This window comes from Demequina salsinemoris (genome assembly GCF_000974805.1).
GTDB lineage: Bacteria > Actinomycetota > Actinomycetes > Actinomycetales > Demequinaceae > Demequina > Demequina salsinemoris.
Genome location: NZ_BBQZ01000003.1, coordinates 118,195 through 135,318 on the forward strand (window position 1 = coordinate 118,195; position 17,124 = coordinate 135,318).

Consider the following 17,124-nt stretch of genomic DNA (forward strand, 5'->3'; position numbering starts at 1 on the left):
GACACATGACCGCTGGTAGTTCTGCAAAGACGGAGTCCGAGCGACAGCTCGCGCTCGCGGCCGCCCACGAGGCCGCGGCGGCTGACGCGCGAGCTGCGGCCGGGCGCTACGAGGTCGCAGGCGTGACCGAGCATCGGATCGCGCGACTGCTCGCGCCACTAAGCGTCTACGAGGCACGGTTCCTCCATGACCGTCGCTGGCCCGGGTCGCGCCGGGCGCAGGTGGACCTGATCATGGTCGGCAAGCCCGGCGTCTTCATCATCGACACGAAGGCCTGGAAGGACGTCTCGATCGTCGACCAGCGCATCTTCCGCGGCGACGAGGACGTGACCGAGGACCTGATGAATCTCGCAGACCTGTGCGATCGCGCGGAGGAGGACCTCGCCGCTATCGGACTTGCTCCGGGCGAGGTCCACGCCGTTGTCGTGCTCGCCGGGCGGCAGGGCATCAATGCGCGGGTCGGACCGGTGGAGGTGGTGGGGGAGAAGGACCTGCTGCGTCACATCGCGTCCAAGGGCGAGAGGCTCACCGTCACCCAGGTGGACGAGGTCGATGGGCGGTGCCGGCAGTTCTTCCCGCCTGTGTCCGCGCCTGCGCACACGGCACCGCCCGTATCCGTCGAGGTGCCCGTGCTGCATGTCCAGACGGATGAGCCTGTGGTCGACGAGGCTGACGCACTCTTCTCTGCCTCCGAGGTCGAGGCCGCGTTGCTTGAGGGGATCATGGCGCAGCCCGTGGAGGAGTGGATGACCTTCCTCCACCCCGACCAGGCGAAACTCGTGCGTCGTTCCTTCAACGGGCCCTCCCGCATCCGCGGCGCGGCCGGGACCGGCAAGACCGTCGTCGGGCTGCATCGTGCGGCGTATCTGGCGCGGACCAGGCCAGGGCGGGTGCTCGTGACGACCTACGTGCGGACTCTTCCTTCGGTGCTGAAGACCTTGCTCGGCCGAATGGCACCCGACGTGGTGGACCGCGTCGACTTCATGGGAGTTCACCAGTTCGCGTCGTCCGTGCTCGACGACCGCGGAGTGCGCCGCAGGCTCGACAGTTCCGCGGCGGATGGTGGCTTCGCCGCGGCGTGGAATGCGGTCCCCATGGACAGCCCGCTGAGGCGCAAGGGGCTGTCCGAGCGGTATTGGAGGGAGGAGATCGACTACGTCATCAAGGGGCGAGGAATCTCCGACTTCGACACCTACGCCGAACTGTCTCGCACCGGGCGGCAGCATCGTCTGGGACTTGACCAGCGTCGGGCCGTGTGGGGCCTGTATTTGGATTACGACCGCAACCTGCGGCGCCAGCGCGTGCATGACTTCGCGGACGTGATCCTGCTCGCCGAGGCGGAGCTCAATCGCGAGCCGCTCGCCGAGGGCTATGCCGCGGTGATCGTCGACGAGGCGCAGGACCTCAGCTGCGCGATGGCGCGCATGCTGCACTCGCTCGTGGGCGACGCGCCCGACGGCTTCACTCTGATCGGAGACGGGCAGCAGAGCATCTATCCGGGCGGATACACGCTTGTGGAGGCCGGGCTCTCCGTGGCCTCGCGAGGCGTCGTGCTCGACATCAACTACCGCAACACCGAGGAGATCCTCGACTTCGCGCATGGGCTCGTCGCGGGGACTGGATACGCCGACATTGAGGGAGAGATCGCGAAGGGTGAGCGGCCTCGCTCCATCTCTCGTTCGGGGCCCGTGCCGGAGATCGCGCGATGTGCCACCTGGCGCGAGCATGATCGCGCTCTCGTGGCGCGGGTCCAGCGCACTGTCCGAGAGATCGGCACGTCGCTCGGGGACGTCGGGGTGCTGTGCGCCTCCAACTACACGGCGGACAAGGTCCGAAAGGTCCTCGCGGAAGCCGGCATCGCGAGTGTGGACCTCAAGGAGTATGACGGTGTCGCGGCCGACGCGGTGCGCGTGGGAACGATCAAGCGCGCCAAGGGTCTCGAGTTCAAGCAGGTGCTCGTTGCGTCGGTGAGGCTGTCGCTGCTCGAGGGCGAGCCTCCTTCCGAGGACGATGCGGCCGAGCGCGAGACTTGGGAGCTTGCTCGCAGGGAGCTGTACGTGGCGCTGACCCGCGCGAGGGACGGGCTTTGGGTCGGGGTGGTCGCGCAGTGAATCACGAAGTCGAGTGCATCGGCGGGCATGCGAGAGGTCTAGTCGAAGTAGGCCCGTAGACGGTGCCTGAGTGCTGGATCGCAGACGTAAACGTACGTTCCTCGCATCCCCCGGGTCAGAAGGACTCGGTATGCGTTGAGAACGAGACTCAGGATCTCGTCGTCGGAATATGTGATTCCCAGGAGTCTGTTGTTTTGTTTGCCACGGGTGTCCGCGTATTGAGCGCGGTCCAGAATGATCCGGCGCGCCGACGGGTCCCACTTCAGCTCCGGTCCAATGATCACCCCCGCGTAGTTCAGGTCGTAACCCTGAACAGTATGGATCGAGCCCACTTCATGTAGGGATGTCGGCGTGTTGATCCAGTCGACGTCGGTTTGATTCCACTGGAGCTGGAGACCGTCGATATTGATATCAACCGCGGCCGGGTCCTTCTTGCTCAACCATTTCCAGCCGAAGCCCGCGACGAGACGCGAAAGCCCCGCTTCGTGGTCGCGGGCGATGATTGCGCTACGCATGTCACGCAGGCTTTCGAAGAACCTGAGGTCGTAGCCTGCGAAACGCTGAGGCTCGCGTGGAGCGGCGCCAGAGAGTAGTTCGCGGACGAACGCAAGATAGTCGTCGCCGCCTTGTACTCGCATCTGGGACCTGAGCGGGTAGAGGCGTCCGACCGCTCCGGCAGCGCTTCGGAGCTGTCTCGTGGTTTCAGGCGGCAAATCGATCGGACGCACGCTTTGCTCATGGTCCAAGAGCAGGAGTTGGTGTCTGCTCCTCCTCGAGATCCAGTCCAATTGCGTGAGGCTCTCCCAGCGCTCTCCTTTATGCGCCAGCGACTGAGAGATGTGGCGGAAACGGTTGGTTACGCCCGGCGCCGACTGGGCGCCCCATTGCGACAGGCGATGGGTCTCGTCGACGATGAGCAGGTCGAAGTCTTCTGGTTGGTTGTAGACGTCGTAGGCGCTCAATACCATGCTGGCGCGCAGGCCCGGAACGCGTCTGAAGACTCCCTTGATTGAACGCCGCAACGACTGCTGAGGTACGACGAGGCCCATTCGGAAGCCGCGCAACGCTTCGCGATATCCGCCGACGAAGAAGTCGGAGAACACGGAGTCAGAAGGTGCATCGTCCGATGGCTCCGTCGACGCGATATCGCTCAGCAGTTTCATGAGGTAGATTGCGACGATCGTCTTGCCCGTCCCAGGCGCGCCTTGGATTACTGCGCGACTCGCCGTGCCACCGGATAGGTCGTCGAAGAGGCCCTCGAGGATGTCGACGATGGCCACTTCCTGGTCCTGCGTGAGGGCCTTGAACGGGGACAGTTTGAAGAGGTCGCTGTTCTCGATCTCGGCAATCGAATTCCGGAAGAGATCGTCTTCGCGTAATTGCTCGAAGATCTCCCCAAACAGTGCTTGATAGCGATCTCGATCGAAGTAGTCCGCGTTGGTGATGCCATCGTTGCGGTTCAGAACCGTGAACTGGCCGTCGCCGGCGAAAAGCCGTATGAGGTACGACTCGAGGTCGAGGCATACCGACTTGTTGAACTGTTCGTCGATGACCACCCGCAGAGACGTCAAATGCTTCTTCTCCGGGTTGTCAAGATGCTGTCGCATCCGCCCGACGGCGTTCAGGGTTTCGCCGACGTACACCTCGCGCCTGTCGTTGAGCGTGTAGACGACGGGCCAGTTCGACTGACGGCCGTGGGGCTCTTCCCAGGTTCGCAACGAGGCCGGGCTGAACGGCAGTCGCTCAATCTTCATAAGCGTCGTACTTGGTGCTCTTGCCTCGGGCCTTCTCGACCGGGTACTTCACGCGCGTCGTCGCCAGTTTGTCGAGCACAATCTCGTCGGCGTCCAGGCCGAGCGCATCGGCGAACAGCAAGCAGTAGGTGAGCACGTCGGCCAATTCGTCCTTGACCTTGTCGGCATCGGCGTAGGGACTCCATTGGAAGCACTCAAGCAGCTCGCCAGCTTCGATGGAGATGCTTTTCGCGAGATTCTCGGGCGTGTGGAACTGCGCCCAATCGCGTTCGCGAACGAATTCTCGGAGAGTGCGAAGGACCTCGTCATCGGCCATGTCTGGACAGTAGCAAGCGGTGCCTGGCCGTGGCAGGAGGGCACCGGCGAGCCGTCCCAGGTGGCGGTGAGCGACGGGGAGGTCTCGCAGCCGAGTGTGGAATACATCACACGCCAAGCAGTACCCTTGAGGCAGTCAGTGTCAAGGAGGCGGTCATGACGGTCGATAGCGCAACCAAGGCCGGCGTCGTGTACTTCCACGGTCCCGAGCCCGTCTTCGCCGACCACTACGACTACCGCGAGGAGAGGGCCTACATGGCGACGCTCGCCGAGATCGACAGCCTTGACGTCCCGACGGACCGTGGTGCCCACGCCGCCGCGTCGGCCCCGGGTAAGAAGAAGTCGCGTGCCCAGGCGGCCGCGGCGGCCACCCGTCGCTCGGTCGCCTACGCCACGCTGGCCGCGCTCGAGGTTCGCGCCGCGCGCGCCTGAACCGAGCCCGCGCTTTCGCGCGGCGGCGGTCCCGGATCCACGGCGCGCCGACGGATCGTTTGACGCCCGTCAAACAAGGTCCTACGGTCTGAGGTGGAGGCACGTCACCGGCGACTGCACCCTTCCCTTCCCCGGGGGCATGGCCAGCGCTGCCGTGCAGCCGCGCGCCACACGAGGCGCAGGCATCGGGCTTGCGCTGCACAACGGAAGGGGAATGCCGTGACCGCTGGAAAGATCGCCAAAGTCGTCGAAGTCCACCGCGACGGCCGCGCCATCGTCGAGATCGGGAGCGAGCGCCAGGAGGTGCTCGAGATGACCGTCTCCGACGACGACATCACGCCGGGGGACTGGGTCATCGTCCGTTCCGGCTTCGCCCTCGAGCGCCTCACGGACAAGGAGCTCAAGGAGCTCCAGGCGCAGCACAAGACCGAGATCACCGCCTGACCGGCGACGCTCAAGCTCCGACGCCCGGGCGGGAGCGCGGGCGTCGGCGTGTCTCGGTGGCTTGCCGACCGGAAGCCGCCTAGCGTGGGGTGTGACAGATGTCACACGTGCGTCGTATAGTTCACCTCATCTGGAATATGCACCGAGTGACGCTAGGCCTGGGGGATTGACGATGCAGATCGCTGGAGACGCGAGCAGTCTGGACCTCTGGCGCAGGGCCGTCCTCGACAACGCGGACGATGCGTCCCTCAAGCTCGGCCTCGCCCGCGCCTTGGTCTCGCACTCCATCCGCGCCACGTGCTCGGGCGGCGACGGAGCGGAGCTCCTCGCCGAGTGCGCCTTCACCCTGTGCGCGATCGATGACCTCGAGGCGCTGACCGACCCCGAGGCTCTGCTCTTCGCGGGCACTGCCGCGGGCTGTGCGAGCGGTCTCGTCACGGCGGGGCGTCCCCGTCTCGCGCTCGGCGTCCTTGCGCCCGCTGCGCACGTCCTCGACTCGCGCCCGGCCCTCGCCGGCACCGCGACGCCGCAGGCCAAGCCGCAGCTGCCCGGCACGGCGGCGGAGGACGGGAGTGAGGCCAAGGGGCGCGCCCTGGCGGCCTCGGCCCGACGCTCCGAGGCCTCGCGCAGGTTCCAGTCGTTCACGCCGTACAGCCCCGAGGATGTCGCCCCTGGCACCGTCTTCACGACGCCGTGGCCCCTGCCTCCCGTGTCGTGGCACTACCTGCGCGCGTCGGTCGGCGTCGCGATGGGATGCGGGCTCGCGGCCGTCGGCGAGACGGACAAGGCGATCGCGGAGCACAGCGAGGCGATGCTCACCTGCTTCGCGGGGGCGCCCTACGACTACGCTCGGACCGTCAGCCTCTCGGCGACGATCGGGCGTCGGCTCGAGCAGCTGCTCGAGACCAGCGAGCCGCACGGTCGCGCCGCGAACCGCTGACGAGCTGCCGGAAAAACCGGACATCGGGGGACATGTCCACCAAATCTCGGGAGATTTCTCCTTGGACTGTGGAATTTCTCACATGTGACACCTAGGCTGGCACTCAGAGTCACTTCGGGGGGCGAAGCGGCTTGTTGGGGGTATTCACATGCAATACAGCAGGGGACTGATCGGTCCGGCCGCCTGGCGGGCCGCACGCGACGCGAGGCCCACCGATCCGTATACGCGGCTCGGACTGGCGCAGGCGCTCATCGTGCGGGCCTTCGAGGCCGATGCGGACGAAGTCGGCGATGCGAGAGGCGACGAGCTGTCGATCCTCGCCGAATGCGCGCGCACGCTCGCCTCGATCGACGGGCTGGAGGGGCTCAGCAACTGCGACGCGCTGCTCTACGGCTCCACCACGGCGCGATGCGCGACGCGCCTCAGCGAGCTGGGTCGCCCGCGGCTCGCGCTCACGATCCTCGCGCCTGCGATCGCGCTCCTCGATGAGCGCGCCGGCAAGGCCGGCTGCGCGCCGTGCGAGCTGTTCCGCGACGCCTCTCCCGGGTCATCGAACGCATCGGCGCCGCAGGCGACCGCCCACGCCGCTCGCCCCGACTTCGTGGCGCTCAGCCCGGAGGACACGGCGCCCGGCGAGCTGTTCACGCGACAGTGGCCGCTGCCGGGCGTGTCCTGGCAGTACATGCGCGCGACCCTCGCGGCCACGGCGGGATCGGCCCTGCTGCTGGCGGGGGACCATGACCGGGCCATCGACGAGCTGAGCCACGCCGCTCTCATCGCGATGGTCGGCGCGCCTCTCGACTACACGCGCACGGCGCAGCTTTCGGAGGAGATCGGTCGCCGGCTCGAGGAGGCGCTCGACCTCGAGGCCGCCCTGAGCCGCGAGGGGCTCTGGGGGCAGTAGGGGAGTCTTCCCTGGTCGCGGCCTCCGAGGTACCCACGACGCGCGGCGCTACACTCGCGCCATGGCCGGTCGCAACTACCCGAAGGGTGCGGCGAAGCGCGAGGAGATCCTCGACGTCGCACTCGAGACGGTTGCCGAGAACGGGTACAACGCCGCGACGATCCGTACGATCGCCGAGGCCGCGGGTCTGAGCAAGACCGGCGTCGGGCACCACTTCGCGAGCAAGTACGAGCTGCTCACCGCGGTGCTCGCGCGGCGAGACGAGGCGGGCGTGGAGGCGACGCAGGACGCGGGCGTCGAGCTCCTGTTCGACGCGATCCGCGAGGCGCTCGCGGAGCACGCCAAGGAGGCGGGCCTCACCGAGCTCTACGTGCGGCTCGCGGCCGAGGCGAGCGATCCGTCCAACGTGGCCCACGAGTTCTTCGTCGACCGCTACCGCCGCCTCGAGGAGTTCGGGGTCGACGAGCTGTCGGAGCTTCAGCGCGCTGGCGGCGTTCCTCGGGATCTCGATCCTCGGGTGCTGTCGGTGCTGATCGCCGCGGTCGTCGACGGGCTGTCTCTGCGCCTGCTGTACGAGCCGGAGCTCGACCCCGAGCCTGTCGTCGACGCGCTGCGCGGACTGCTGGCCGCCGCGGCGAAGGCGGCTCCAGAGTCCTGACGCGCCCGCGCTGACCCCGGCGCGCACCCTGACGGCAGGCCCTGCATACGGACCCTCCTAGTGGGACGATGCGGGTTCCGCTGCCCTGCCCCGCGTCCGACACGCCGCACCGAGCTCTGCGTGAACTTCCTGGCAGACCGGCGATTTTCGCATGGGGACATCGTCCGGTATTGAAAAACGGGACATTGTCCTGTTATCTGGTGACACGACATCCAAGTCGGCGCGACGAAGCGCAGGCTGCTGAGTTCGGAACGCAACGGCGCGTTCCCGACGAAAGGTCCCCCCATGGTCGTAGCAACAGACGTGTCCCTGCTCATCCGAGAGCGCACCGACATCACCGACGAGTGGCTCTCGCGCGTCCTCGGCATCCCAGGGTTGCGGGTCGAGGAGGTGAGGAGCATCGGCGCCGGCGCGATGTCCCTCACGCTCCGCGTCCGTTACTCGGGCGCTGAGAGCGACACCGTGATCGTCAAGCTCGCCTCCGAGGACGAATCCGTGCGGAACCTCGGGCTGATGATGGGTGCCTACGTCCGCGAGGTCGCGTTCTATCAGAACGTGAGGAGCCGCGTCGTCGGACCCCTGCCCGACTATCACTACGCGGCGCTGGACCCGGTCGAGGGCTGGTTCACGCTCGTCATGCACGATGCGGTCGACGCCGTCGCCGGCGACCAGATCGCGGGGGCGACCATCGCGCAGGCCGAGGTCGTGATGCGCACGCTCGCCCAGGTCCATGCGCCCGCGTGGAACGATGCGTCGATCGGAGACGACGCGCCGTTCGTCGATGACGACACCGACTTCATGAACAGCGCGCTCCTGGAAGGCACGGTCCCGAGCTTCACCGAGATGTTCGGCGACAGGTTCCCCGAGGAGCATGCCGACGTGCTGCGGCGCTACGCGGCCGTGGCCGACCAGCACAACGCGGACCGTCGCGCCCCGTTCGGCCTGGTGCACGCGGACGCCAGGCTCGACAACGTGCTCTTCCGCGGTGACGACGAGGCGCTGCTCGTCGACTGGCAGACGGTCCAGTGGGGCCACGTCATGACCGACGTGTCCTACTTCCTGGGCAGCAGCCTCGAGGTCCACGAGCGCCGGGAGCATGAGGAGCGCCTGGTGCGCCTGTACTACGACACGCTCCTCGCCAACGGGGTGGTCGACTTCGCGTGGGAGCACGCTTGGGAGGAGTACAGGCGGCAGGTCTTCTGGGGCATCGCCATGCCGCTCGTGTCCGCCGTGTTCGTCGAGGGCACCGAGCGCACCAAGGAGATGTTCCTCACCTGGGCCATCCGCTCGTGTCAGCAGGCGCTCGACCTCGGCTCGCTCGACCTGCTGCCCGAGCCCGAGGGGCGCGACGCGCTTCGCGTCGAGCCCGACGACGAGGGCGCCCACGACACCGGATCCGCCCGCCTGTGGAGCGAGAGCTACTACCTGGACGCGGTCAGCGACGACGGGCGGCTCGGCCTGTACACGCGCATCGGGGACACGAGGAACCTCGGCAGGTCCCTCGTGTCGCTCGCGATCGTGAGGCCCGGCGAGCCTCCGATCATCCTGTCCGACGCGGAGGCGCCCCTGCCCGAGTGGGCCGACGACGGCGTCCGTCTCACCGTCAGCGCTCCCCGCTACACGCTCGACTACTCCGTCACGAGGCCGGTGGACGAGTTCGCCGTCGCCTTCGACGGGCAGGCGCTCAGGTACGCGGACGACGCGGCGATCCTGCGCGGCGAATCCGGCGAGCCCGTCGACGTCTCTCTCCGGCTTCACTGGATCCGGGATGGGATCGACTACCGCTGGCGCCAGACGACCCGCTACGAGGTGCCGTGCCGAGTCGTCGGCACCCTCATGATCGACGGCCAGGAGATCCGCTTCGCAGGCGACGGGCAGCGCGACCACTCATGGGGGATCCGCGACTGGTGGGGCAACGCATGGATGTGGACGGCGTTCCGCCTCGAGCACGGCGAGAAGGTCCACGCCGTCACCGTCGAGGACACCCCCGGCATCGCCTTCGGCTACGCGCAGACCGGCGCGGACCTCACCGAGCTCCTCTCTGGCCGTACCGACATCGAGCTTGGCGAGACCGGCGAGATCACGCGCGCGCACCTCAGGTTCAACGAGGCGCACCTCAAGGTCGACGCCGAGCCGATCGCGTACGGCAGCCTCAGGCTGGTCGCGGAGGACGGCCGCGAGGCCCACTTCATCCGCGCGCTCTCCAGGTTCCACGCCGCCGACGGTCGCGACGGGATCGGCTGGATCGAGTGGGAGGACCTCAGCCGGATCACCACCACGAAGGGAACCGACGCATGAGCACGATCTACGAGATCACCGAGAGCCACCCTGAGCCCGTGATCAAGCCCATCACCGACGCCGACGTCAAGGGCGACGAGCGTCGCTGGCGCCGCGGCAAGGTGCCCGTCGCCGCGGGGGAGTCGCTCAAGGCGGACGGCACCCCGGACTACGGGATCTTCGGCCCCGACACGGTGGTGTGGGAGGTGTTCACCCACCCCGCGATGGTGATCTTCCACCACGCCGCCCAGAAGCTCGCGCAGGACGTCTACAAGCCCATTCAGGCCGCCGTACGCGACTACGAGCCCCTGAACAAGAAGGCACGCGCCGGCGTCTTCACGCTTTTCGACGCGATGGAGCGGGTCACCCGCGGCGCCGGCATGCACGTGCCGCTGTGGCTGGGCGACACTCCCACCGCCGAGCACATGGCGGCCTGGCTGCATCGGATCCACGAGCCGCTCAAGGGCGACGTGATCGACCCGGGCGAGCCCGAGCTCGGCGGCTACGACGCCGTCAGCCACCGCGAGACGATGTGGGCCGTCTACACCGAGATGCATCCGATGCTGTGCGCGTACGAGGCCTTCGCCTTCCGCGGCCTGCGACCTCCGCGGAGGCTCTCGCCCGAGAAGCGCGACCGCTTCATCGAGGAGACCTCGCACTACGCGATCCTGCACGGCGCCGACCCGGACCGGGTGCCGCGCACCATGGCCGAGCTCGACGCCGCGTACCGGCACGACGCGAAGCTGTTCGAGCACAGCGACACCGTGCAGAACCAGCTGGACACCGGCGAGAGCATCCTCGACCTGTCGGCCCGCGTGAGCAAGAAGAACTGGGACAAGACCCAGACCAAGGCGCTCAAGGTCATCTTCCTCGTCATCCTCGGGATGGAGACGCCGATGCTCGGCGCGCTCCCGCGCGAGTACCGCCTCGCTCACGGACTGAGCCCTGCCAAGGCCACGTGGGCGGCCATCGCGGCCAAGCTGTTCCTCCCCGTCGCGTGGGTCCTGCAGCGCCGCTTCGTCGAGCGCAGGTGGATCCGCATCCTCTGGGGGCCCGACGGCATGCGGCTCATCGACCACGCGCGCCGGGTGCGCGCCGAGCACCTCAAGGCCCAGGAGCGCATCGACACGCGCGCCTGACCTCTCCTCACAGCCCACGACCCACCCCACCCGCCACCCCAAGAGAAAGAGACAACGATGTCCCCGCAGATCGGTACCTGGAACCTCACCGTCAAGGCCCCCACCGGCCCCCAGAACTTCTCCCTGCGCTTCGAGGAGGGGCCCAAGGGCTTCGTCGTCGACGGCCCGGAGGGCGACACGGAGATTCCCGTCGTCGCCTTCGCCGACGACGGCGGCGTGACGTTCGAGAACGACACCCTCAAGCCCATGAAGCTCCACATGAAGTGGGATCTGTTCGTCGACGGCGACGAGATCTCGGGCACCGTCAAGCCCGGCATGTTCCCCGCCCAGAAGGTCACGGGCAGCCGCGCGTGAGCACGGACATGCTTCACGGAGGGAGGCGAGCATGGTCGACACGACGGTAGCGACCCCCGCGCCTGCGGCCCCCGACGCGACGGCGGAGTCGATCGCGGCGCGGGTGGCGACGATCCGAGCCGGCTTCGACTCGGGCATCACGCGACCGCTCTCGTGGCGCCGCGCGCAGCTTCAGGCCGTCGCGCGGATGCTGCGCGAGAACACCGCGGAGATCGAGGCCGCGGTGCACTCCGACCTGGGCAAGCCTCCCGTCGAGGCGTACATGACCGAGATCAGCTCGGTGCTGACCGAGACCAAGGCGATGCTCAAGAACCTCGCGCGCTGGACACGGCGCAGGCGCATCCCGTTCGTGCCGACCGTCTGGTCCGCGGGCTTCGTCCAGCGCGAGCCGCTCGGCACGGTGCTGATCGTCGCGCCGTGGAACTACCCGGTGCACCTGCTGCTCATGCCGGCGGTCGGCGCGATCGCCGCGGGTGACGCGATCGTGCTCAAGCCGAGCGAGCTCGCCCCCGCCACGAGCGCGGTCATGGCCAGGCTCGTGCCGAAGTACCTGGACTCTCGTGCCGTCACGGTGGTCGAAGGCGGAGTACCTGAGACCACGGCCCTGCTCGAGGAGCGGTGGGACCACGTCTTCTACACCGGCAACGGGACCGTGGGGCGCATCGTCATGGCCGCGGCGGCCAGGCACCTCACACCGGTCACGCTCGAGCTCGGCGGCAAGTCGCCCGTGTGGGTGGACCCCTCGGCGAACCTCGATGAGGCGGCACGCTGGCTCACGTGGGGCAAGTTCCTCAACACCGGCCAGACGTGCGTCGCGCCCGACTACGTGCTCACGACGCCCGAGGTGCAGCCGCGGCTCGTGGCCGCGCTCTGTCGCGAGATCGAGGCCTTCTACGGACCCGAGCCGCGCACCAGCCCCGACTACGGGCGCATCGTCAACGAGCGTCACGTCGCGAGGCTCGCGAGGCTGCTCGACGGCGCGTCCATCGCCGTGGGCGGCCAGGTGGACGCGAACGACCGCTACGTCGCGCCGACCGTGCTGCGGGATGTCCGTGCCATCGACGCGGTGATGCAGGAGGAGATCTTCGGCCCCCTCCTGCCCATCGTCCCCGTGAAGGACAGCGACGCGGCGATCGCGCACGTCAACGCGGGGGAGAAGCCCCTCGCGATGTACCTGTTCGCCAAGGCCAAGGAGCCGATCGAGGCGTTCCTGGCCCGCACATCGTCCGGGTCCGTGGCGATCAACGCCGACATGATCCAGCTCGGCGTCGACGCGCTGCCGTTCGGCGGCGTCGGGGAATCCGGCATGGGCGGCTACCACGGCGAGGCGACCGTGCGGCTGTTCAGCCACGAACGCGCGGTGCTGAGAAAGGCGGCCGGACCCAACCCCGCGGCGATGACCTTCCCCCCGTACACGGCCAAGAAGGAGAGGCTGCTGCGCCGCGCGTAGCCGCCTCTCTCCACAGCACGACAAGACACGACACCAGACGAAGGACCACCGACATGACCGCCACGCTGTTCACCAATCAGCATCCGCTCACCACGGACGTCGACATCTCCTCGCTTGCGTTCTGGTCCAGGACGTTCCGTGAGCGGGACGAGTCGTTCAAGCGCCTGCGCGGCGAGTCTCCTGTCAGCTGGCACGAGCCCATGGAGGACCTCGACCTCACCTTCGCCGACCACGGGCAGGAGGGCTACTGGGCCGTGGTGCGGGCCGCCGACGTGAGCTACGTGTCGAACCATCACGAGCTCTTCTCCTCGGCCAAGGGCCACACGATGCTGCACCCCGCGCGCCCCGAGATGGCGGTCGCGGCGGCCTTCCTGGATCAGGATCCGCCCGAGCACACCGCGTTCCGCAAGGTCATGAGCTCGTACTTCACCCCGAAGGCCGTCAAACGGCTCAGCGACAGGATCGAGGAGCGAGCGGCGCAGATCGTCGACCGCGTCGTCGGCGCCGGTGACATCGAGTTCGTCGAGGCCGTCTCGTCGCGGCTGCCGATGCTCACCGTCGCGGACCTGCTCGGCGTCCCCGAGGAGCACATGGAGGCCTTCCGCGAGAACGGCGACAAGCTGCTCGCCCTCCAGGACCCCGACGCGGGCGACAGCGAGGAGGAGCGGATGGGCGTGGTCGGAGAGGCCTTCGGCTTCTACGCCGCGCTTGGAACGGAGATGGCGGAGGAGCGCGAGAAGCGCCCCACCGACGACATCATGACCGCCCTCGTTCAGGCGGAGGTCGACGGCCGCCGGCTAGACATCAGCGACATCACGATGGTCATGCTGCTCCTGTCCACCGCCGGCAACGACACGACGAAGCAGACCACGACGTGGTCGGTCATGAACCTCGTCGAGAACCCCGACCAGCGTGCCTGGCTGCTCGAGGACTACGACGCCCGCATCAACGGCGCCGTCGAGGAGATGGTGCGCTGGGCGAGCCCCGTCATCCAGTTCGCGCGCACCGCGACCCAGGACGTCGAGCTCGGCGGGCAGACGATCCTCGAGGGCGACAAGGTCGGCATCTTCTACAGCTCCGCCAACCGCGACGAGCGGCTCTTCGAGGACCCTTGGAGGTTCGACCTGTCGCGCCCCCGCAACCCGCACCTCGGCTTCGGCGGCGGTGGGGTCCACTACTGCCTCGGCAACGGCGTCGCGAAGGCGCAGCTGCGGGCCCTCATGAGGAACATCCTCACCAAGCTGCCGGACATCGAGCTCGGCGAGCCCACCTACCTGGTCAACGACTTCATCAACGGGGTCAAGACGCTCCCCGTCACCATCCGCTGAGAGAGGAGAATCACCATGTCTGACTATCGCATCGAGGTCGACCGCGGCCGCTGCACGGGCATCGGCATCTGCGAGTCGATGCGCGACGACCGCTTCGAGGTCGACGACGACGGCACGCTCGTCATCCACGACGACGTCGTCGACGAGGACGAGCGGGCCGAGATCGAGAGCATCGTGCTCTCGTGTCCCGCGTCCGCCCTGAAGCTGGCCACGGTCGTGGGATGACCCGCCTCGTCGTCGTCGGCGCCTCGCTCGCCGGGCTGCGCGCGGTGGAGTCGTCCAGGAGGGCAGGCTTCGACGGGGAGATCGTCCTGCTCGGCGCCGAGCGGCACCTGCCCTACGATCGGCCGCCGCTGTCCAAGCGCTACCTGGTCGGCGAGGCTGAGGCCGACACGTGGCGCACCGAGGACGAGATCCGCGGCGAGCTCGGCGTGGACCTGCGCCTCGGCGTCGCCGCGACCGGGCTGCGCCCCGCGGACCACGTCGTCGAGACCACCGATGGCGACGTCCGCTACGACCGGCTGATCATCGCGACCGGAGCGTCGCCGCGGACGCTCCCGAGCCTGCCCGACCTCGACGGGATCGTCACTCTGCGCACGCTCGACGACGCCGACGACCTCCGCCGCCGCATCGTCCCCGGCTCACACGTCACCGTGCTGGGCGCCGGCTTCATCGGTTCCGAGATCGCGTCGTCGGCCGAGAAGATCGGCGCGTACGCGACCGTGGTCGAGGCCGCGCCGGTCCCGCTCGTGCGCGCCGTCGGCGACGAGGTGGGCGCGGCGCTCGCCCGGCTCCACCCGAGGAACGGCACGCGCCTGCTGCTCGGCACCCATATAGCGGAGTACCGAGGAGAGCGTGGGCGCGTCACCGAGGTCGTGCTTTCCACGGGAGAGGTCCTCACGACCGACGTCGTGGTGGTCGGCATCGGCGCCGCCCCGGCGACCACGTGGCTCGAGGGCTCCGGGATCGCGCTGCACGACCGCGACGGCGGCATCGTGTGCGACGAGACGCTGCTCACGTCGGTTCCGGACGTGTGGGCAGCGGGCGACGCGGTCCACTGGCCCAACGCCGCCTACGGACGGACGATGCGGCTCGAGAACTGGACGAACGCGAGCGACCAGGGACTCCGCGCCGGCGCCAACGCCGCGGACCCCGAGCATGCCGCGCCGTACGCGACCGTCCCGTACTTCTGGTCCGACTGGTACGGGCATCGCATCCAATTCGTCGGCGTCGCCTCGGACGAGGTCGAGTTCGTCAGCGGCGGTCCCGACGGCGACAGGTTCGTCGCGCTCTTCACCGACGGCGACCGCGTCGTCGCCGCCGCGACGCTCAACGAGCCACGCAAGATCATGAAGCTCCGTCGGCTCATCGCCGAGCGCGGTGATCGCGCCGCGGCGCTCGCCCTCGTCAACCCCGAGCTCGTCACGAAGGAGTGACCGTGTCCATCACCACGACCGCAGCGGTGCTGCGCGACCCCGAGGCCGCCTACTCGATCGAGGAGGTGACGCTCGCCGACCTCGGGCCCACCGAGGTGCTCGTGAGGCTCGCCGGCGTCGGCTTCTGTCACACCGACGTCGTCGCCCGCGGGATGGCGTCCTACGTGTTGCCCGCGATCCTCGGGCACGAGGGAGCGGGGACGGTCGAGGCGGTCGGCGCCGACGTCGACCGTGTGAGCGTGGGCGACCCCGTGATCATGTCCTTCGCCTCGTGCGGTGCGTGCGCGCAGTGCGCGGCGGCCAAGCCCTCGTACTGCGCGCTGTTCACGCCTCTCAACATGGCCGCGCGCAACCTCGACGGCAGCGCCACCGCCACGGACAGCGAGGGCGGGGAGATCGCCAACCGCTGGTTCGGGCAGTCGTCCTTCGCCGGGCGCGCGGTCATCGACCAGCGCGGCCTCGTGCTCGTCCCCGCGGGCACCGACCTCACGAAGGTCGGCCCGCTCGGATGCGGCATCCAGACCGGCGCCGGCACGGTGCTGCGGGCGATGAACGTCCAGCCGGGGCAGTCGATCGTCGTCTTCGGCGCGGGCGCCGTCGGCCTCGCGGCGGTCATGGCGGCGAGGATCGCGGGCGCCTCCGACATCGTCGCCGTGGACCTCCACCAGTCGAGGCTCGACCTCGCGCTCGAGCTGGGCGCGACGCGCACGGTGCTCGGCAGCGACCGCAGGCTCGTCGACCGGATCACGGACGACGGTGCCGGGCTCGACTTCGCGCTCGACACCACGGGTGTGGGATCGGTCATGGAGGCCGCGATCGAGTCGGTCGGTCCGGGCGGCTCCGTCGTCCTCGTCGCCGCGAGCGAGGCAGCGCTCGAGTTCCACCCCACCCAGCTCACCGGCAAGTCGCTGTCGTACGTGCTCGAGGGCGGAGCCGATCCGCAGGAGCTCATCCCGTACCTGCTCGAGCAGTGGCGGGAGGGAAGGTTCCCTTTCGATCGGCTGATCGCGACCTACCCGTTCAGGGACATCGATCAGGCGGAGGCGGACGCGCGCTCGGGCGCCGCGATCAAGCCGGTGCTGGTGTTCTGATGGCCGCGGCTCCGGAGGAGGGAGTGCTCGTGTGGGCGGTCAAGGAGTCGTTCGTCGAGTACGTTGAGGCGCTCGGTCAGGTCGAGGTGGTCGCCCCGGCCACGAGGGACGATGCGGGGGGCTTCCGATTCCCGGCGTCGGCGGGCGGGTTCTCGGGGACGGTGTCGTTCCGCGCCCACCACGGCGCGATGAACGTGACGCTGCGCGACCCGCGCCTCGAGGGGGATCGGCTCACCGTGGAGTATGACGACCACGGACGTCCCCAGGGGCGGATCGTGCTCGCGGAGGTCTCCGTCGCGGGGCGGACGGCGCTCGCGGGCCCCGGAGCGGTGGTGTTCGACTTCACCTACCCGGTCGGCACCGAGCTGGCGCCGATCGCGGTCGTGGCGGCGGCGGAGGCGGCCGCAGGAGCGTCCGGGGAGCCGGACGTGCTCGGGATCGCGGTATGACCGGGGTCTCCCGGTCGCCTGCCCGCAAGGATTCTCGATTCT

At 68.6% G+C, this 17,124-nt stretch carries 17 protein-coding genes; 15 read left to right on the forward strand and 2 right to left on the reverse strand.

Annotated features, from left to right (window positions below):
* Positions 1-5: 5 nt before the first annotated feature.
* Positions 6-2,111, forward strand: a complete 2,106-nt coding sequence (locus AOP78_RS07520) for a nuclease-related domain-containing DEAD/DEAH box helicase (RefSeq protein WP_062202831.1) — start codon at positions 6-8, stop codon at positions 2,109-2,111.
* A 38-nt stretch (positions 2,112-2,149) separates the two neighbouring features.
* Here AOP78_RS07520 and AOP78_RS07525 read toward each other — a convergent pair whose 3' ends face one another.
* Positions 2,150-3,865 carry a DUF2075 domain-containing protein gene (locus tag AOP78_RS07525; protein ID WP_062202833.1) on the reverse strand — a complete coding sequence of 572 codons (1,716 nt, stop codon included), beginning with the start codon at positions 3,863-3,865 and terminating at the stop codon, positions 2,150-2,152.
* Complete coding sequence (locus AOP78_RS07530; protein WP_062202836.1) at positions 3,855-4,181, reverse strand: nucleotide pyrophosphohydrolase; 327 nt, start codon at positions 4,179-4,181, stop codon at positions 3,855-3,857. Before AOP78_RS07530 ends, AOP78_RS07525 begins: the two co-directional genes overlap by 11 nt.
* Before the next feature lie 155 nt (positions 4,182-4,336).
* Here AOP78_RS07530 and AOP78_RS07535 point away from each other — a divergent pair, with 155 nt between their 5' ends.
* The 14 genes from AOP78_RS07535 (at position 4,337) to AOP78_RS07600 (ending at position 17,082) form a co-directional block, all read left to right on the forward strand.
* Positions 4,337-4,612, forward strand: coding sequence for a hypothetical protein (locus AOP78_RS07535; RefSeq protein WP_062202839.1), 276 nt, complete (start codon positions 4,337-4,339; stop codon positions 4,610-4,612).
* A gap of 219 nt (positions 4,613-4,831) precedes the next feature.
* On the forward strand, positions 4,832-5,056 hold the full coding sequence (locus AOP78_RS15210; RefSeq protein WP_062202841.1) for a HypC/HybG/HupF family hydrogenase formation chaperone: 225 nt from the start codon (positions 4,832-4,834) through the stop codon (positions 5,054-5,056).
* Between the two features lie 172 nt (positions 5,057-5,228).
* A complete protein-coding gene (locus AOP78_RS07545) occupies positions 5,229-5,996 on the forward strand; it encodes a hypothetical protein (RefSeq protein ID WP_062202843.1) in 768 nt (255 codons plus the stop codon).
* Between the two features lie 148 nt (positions 5,997-6,144).
* Positions 6,145-6,900: a hypothetical protein gene (locus tag AOP78_RS07550; protein WP_062202845.1), complete on the forward strand. Its 756-nt coding sequence runs from the start codon at positions 6,145-6,147 to the stop codon at positions 6,898-6,900.
* A gap of 61 nt (positions 6,901-6,961) precedes the next feature.
* Positions 6,962-7,558, forward strand: coding sequence for a TetR/AcrR family transcriptional regulator (locus AOP78_RS07555; RefSeq protein WP_062202847.1), 597 nt, complete (start codon positions 6,962-6,964; stop codon positions 7,556-7,558).
* 285 nt (positions 7,559-7,843) lie between these two features.
* Positions 7,844-9,856: a DUF7064 domain-containing protein gene (locus AOP78_RS07560; protein WP_083979924.1), complete on the forward strand. Its 2,013-nt coding sequence runs from the start codon at positions 7,844-7,846 to the stop codon at positions 9,854-9,856.
* Positions 9,853-10,974: an oxygenase MpaB family protein gene (locus tag AOP78_RS07565; protein ID WP_062202851.1), complete on the forward strand. Its 1,122-nt coding sequence runs from the start codon at positions 9,853-9,855 to the stop codon at positions 10,972-10,974. The genes AOP78_RS07560 and AOP78_RS07565 overlap by 4 nt, the downstream gene beginning before the upstream one ends.
* Before the next feature lie 57 nt (positions 10,975-11,031).
* Positions 11,032-11,328 carry a hypothetical protein gene (locus AOP78_RS07570; RefSeq protein ID WP_062202852.1) on the forward strand — a complete coding sequence of 99 codons (297 nt, stop codon included), beginning with the start codon at positions 11,032-11,034 and terminating at the stop codon, positions 11,326-11,328.
* 31 nt (positions 11,329-11,359) lie between these two features.
* Positions 11,360-12,778: an aldehyde dehydrogenase family protein gene (locus AOP78_RS07575; RefSeq protein ID WP_062202855.1), complete on the forward strand. Its 1,419-nt coding sequence runs from the start codon at positions 11,360-11,362 to the stop codon at positions 12,776-12,778.
* Between the two features lie 53 nt (positions 12,779-12,831).
* On the forward strand, positions 12,832-14,106 hold the full coding sequence (locus AOP78_RS07580; RefSeq protein WP_062202858.1) for a cytochrome P450: 1,275 nt from the start codon (positions 12,832-12,834) through the stop codon (positions 14,104-14,106).
* A 15-nt stretch (positions 14,107-14,121) separates the two neighbouring features.
* Positions 14,122-14,331: a ferredoxin gene (locus tag AOP78_RS07585; protein WP_062202861.1), complete on the forward strand. Its 210-nt coding sequence runs from the start codon at positions 14,122-14,124 to the stop codon at positions 14,329-14,331.
* Positions 14,328-15,542, forward strand: a complete 1,215-nt coding sequence (locus tag AOP78_RS07590) for an NAD(P)/FAD-dependent oxidoreductase (protein WP_062202863.1) — start codon at positions 14,328-14,330, stop codon at positions 15,540-15,542. Before AOP78_RS07585 ends, AOP78_RS07590 begins: the two co-directional genes overlap by 4 nt.
* Positions 15,543-15,544: 2 nt before the next feature.
* Positions 15,545-16,633, forward strand: a complete 1,089-nt coding sequence (locus tag AOP78_RS07595) for an NAD(P)-dependent alcohol dehydrogenase (RefSeq protein ID WP_201774763.1) — start codon at positions 15,545-15,547, stop codon at positions 16,631-16,633.
* Positions 16,633-17,082: an HtaA domain-containing protein gene (locus tag AOP78_RS07600; RefSeq protein WP_062202864.1), complete on the forward strand. Its 450-nt coding sequence runs from the start codon at positions 16,633-16,635 to the stop codon at positions 17,080-17,082. The genes AOP78_RS07595 and AOP78_RS07600 overlap by 1 nt, the downstream gene beginning before the upstream one ends.
* The last annotated feature ends 42 nt before the right edge of the window (positions 17,083-17,124 follow it).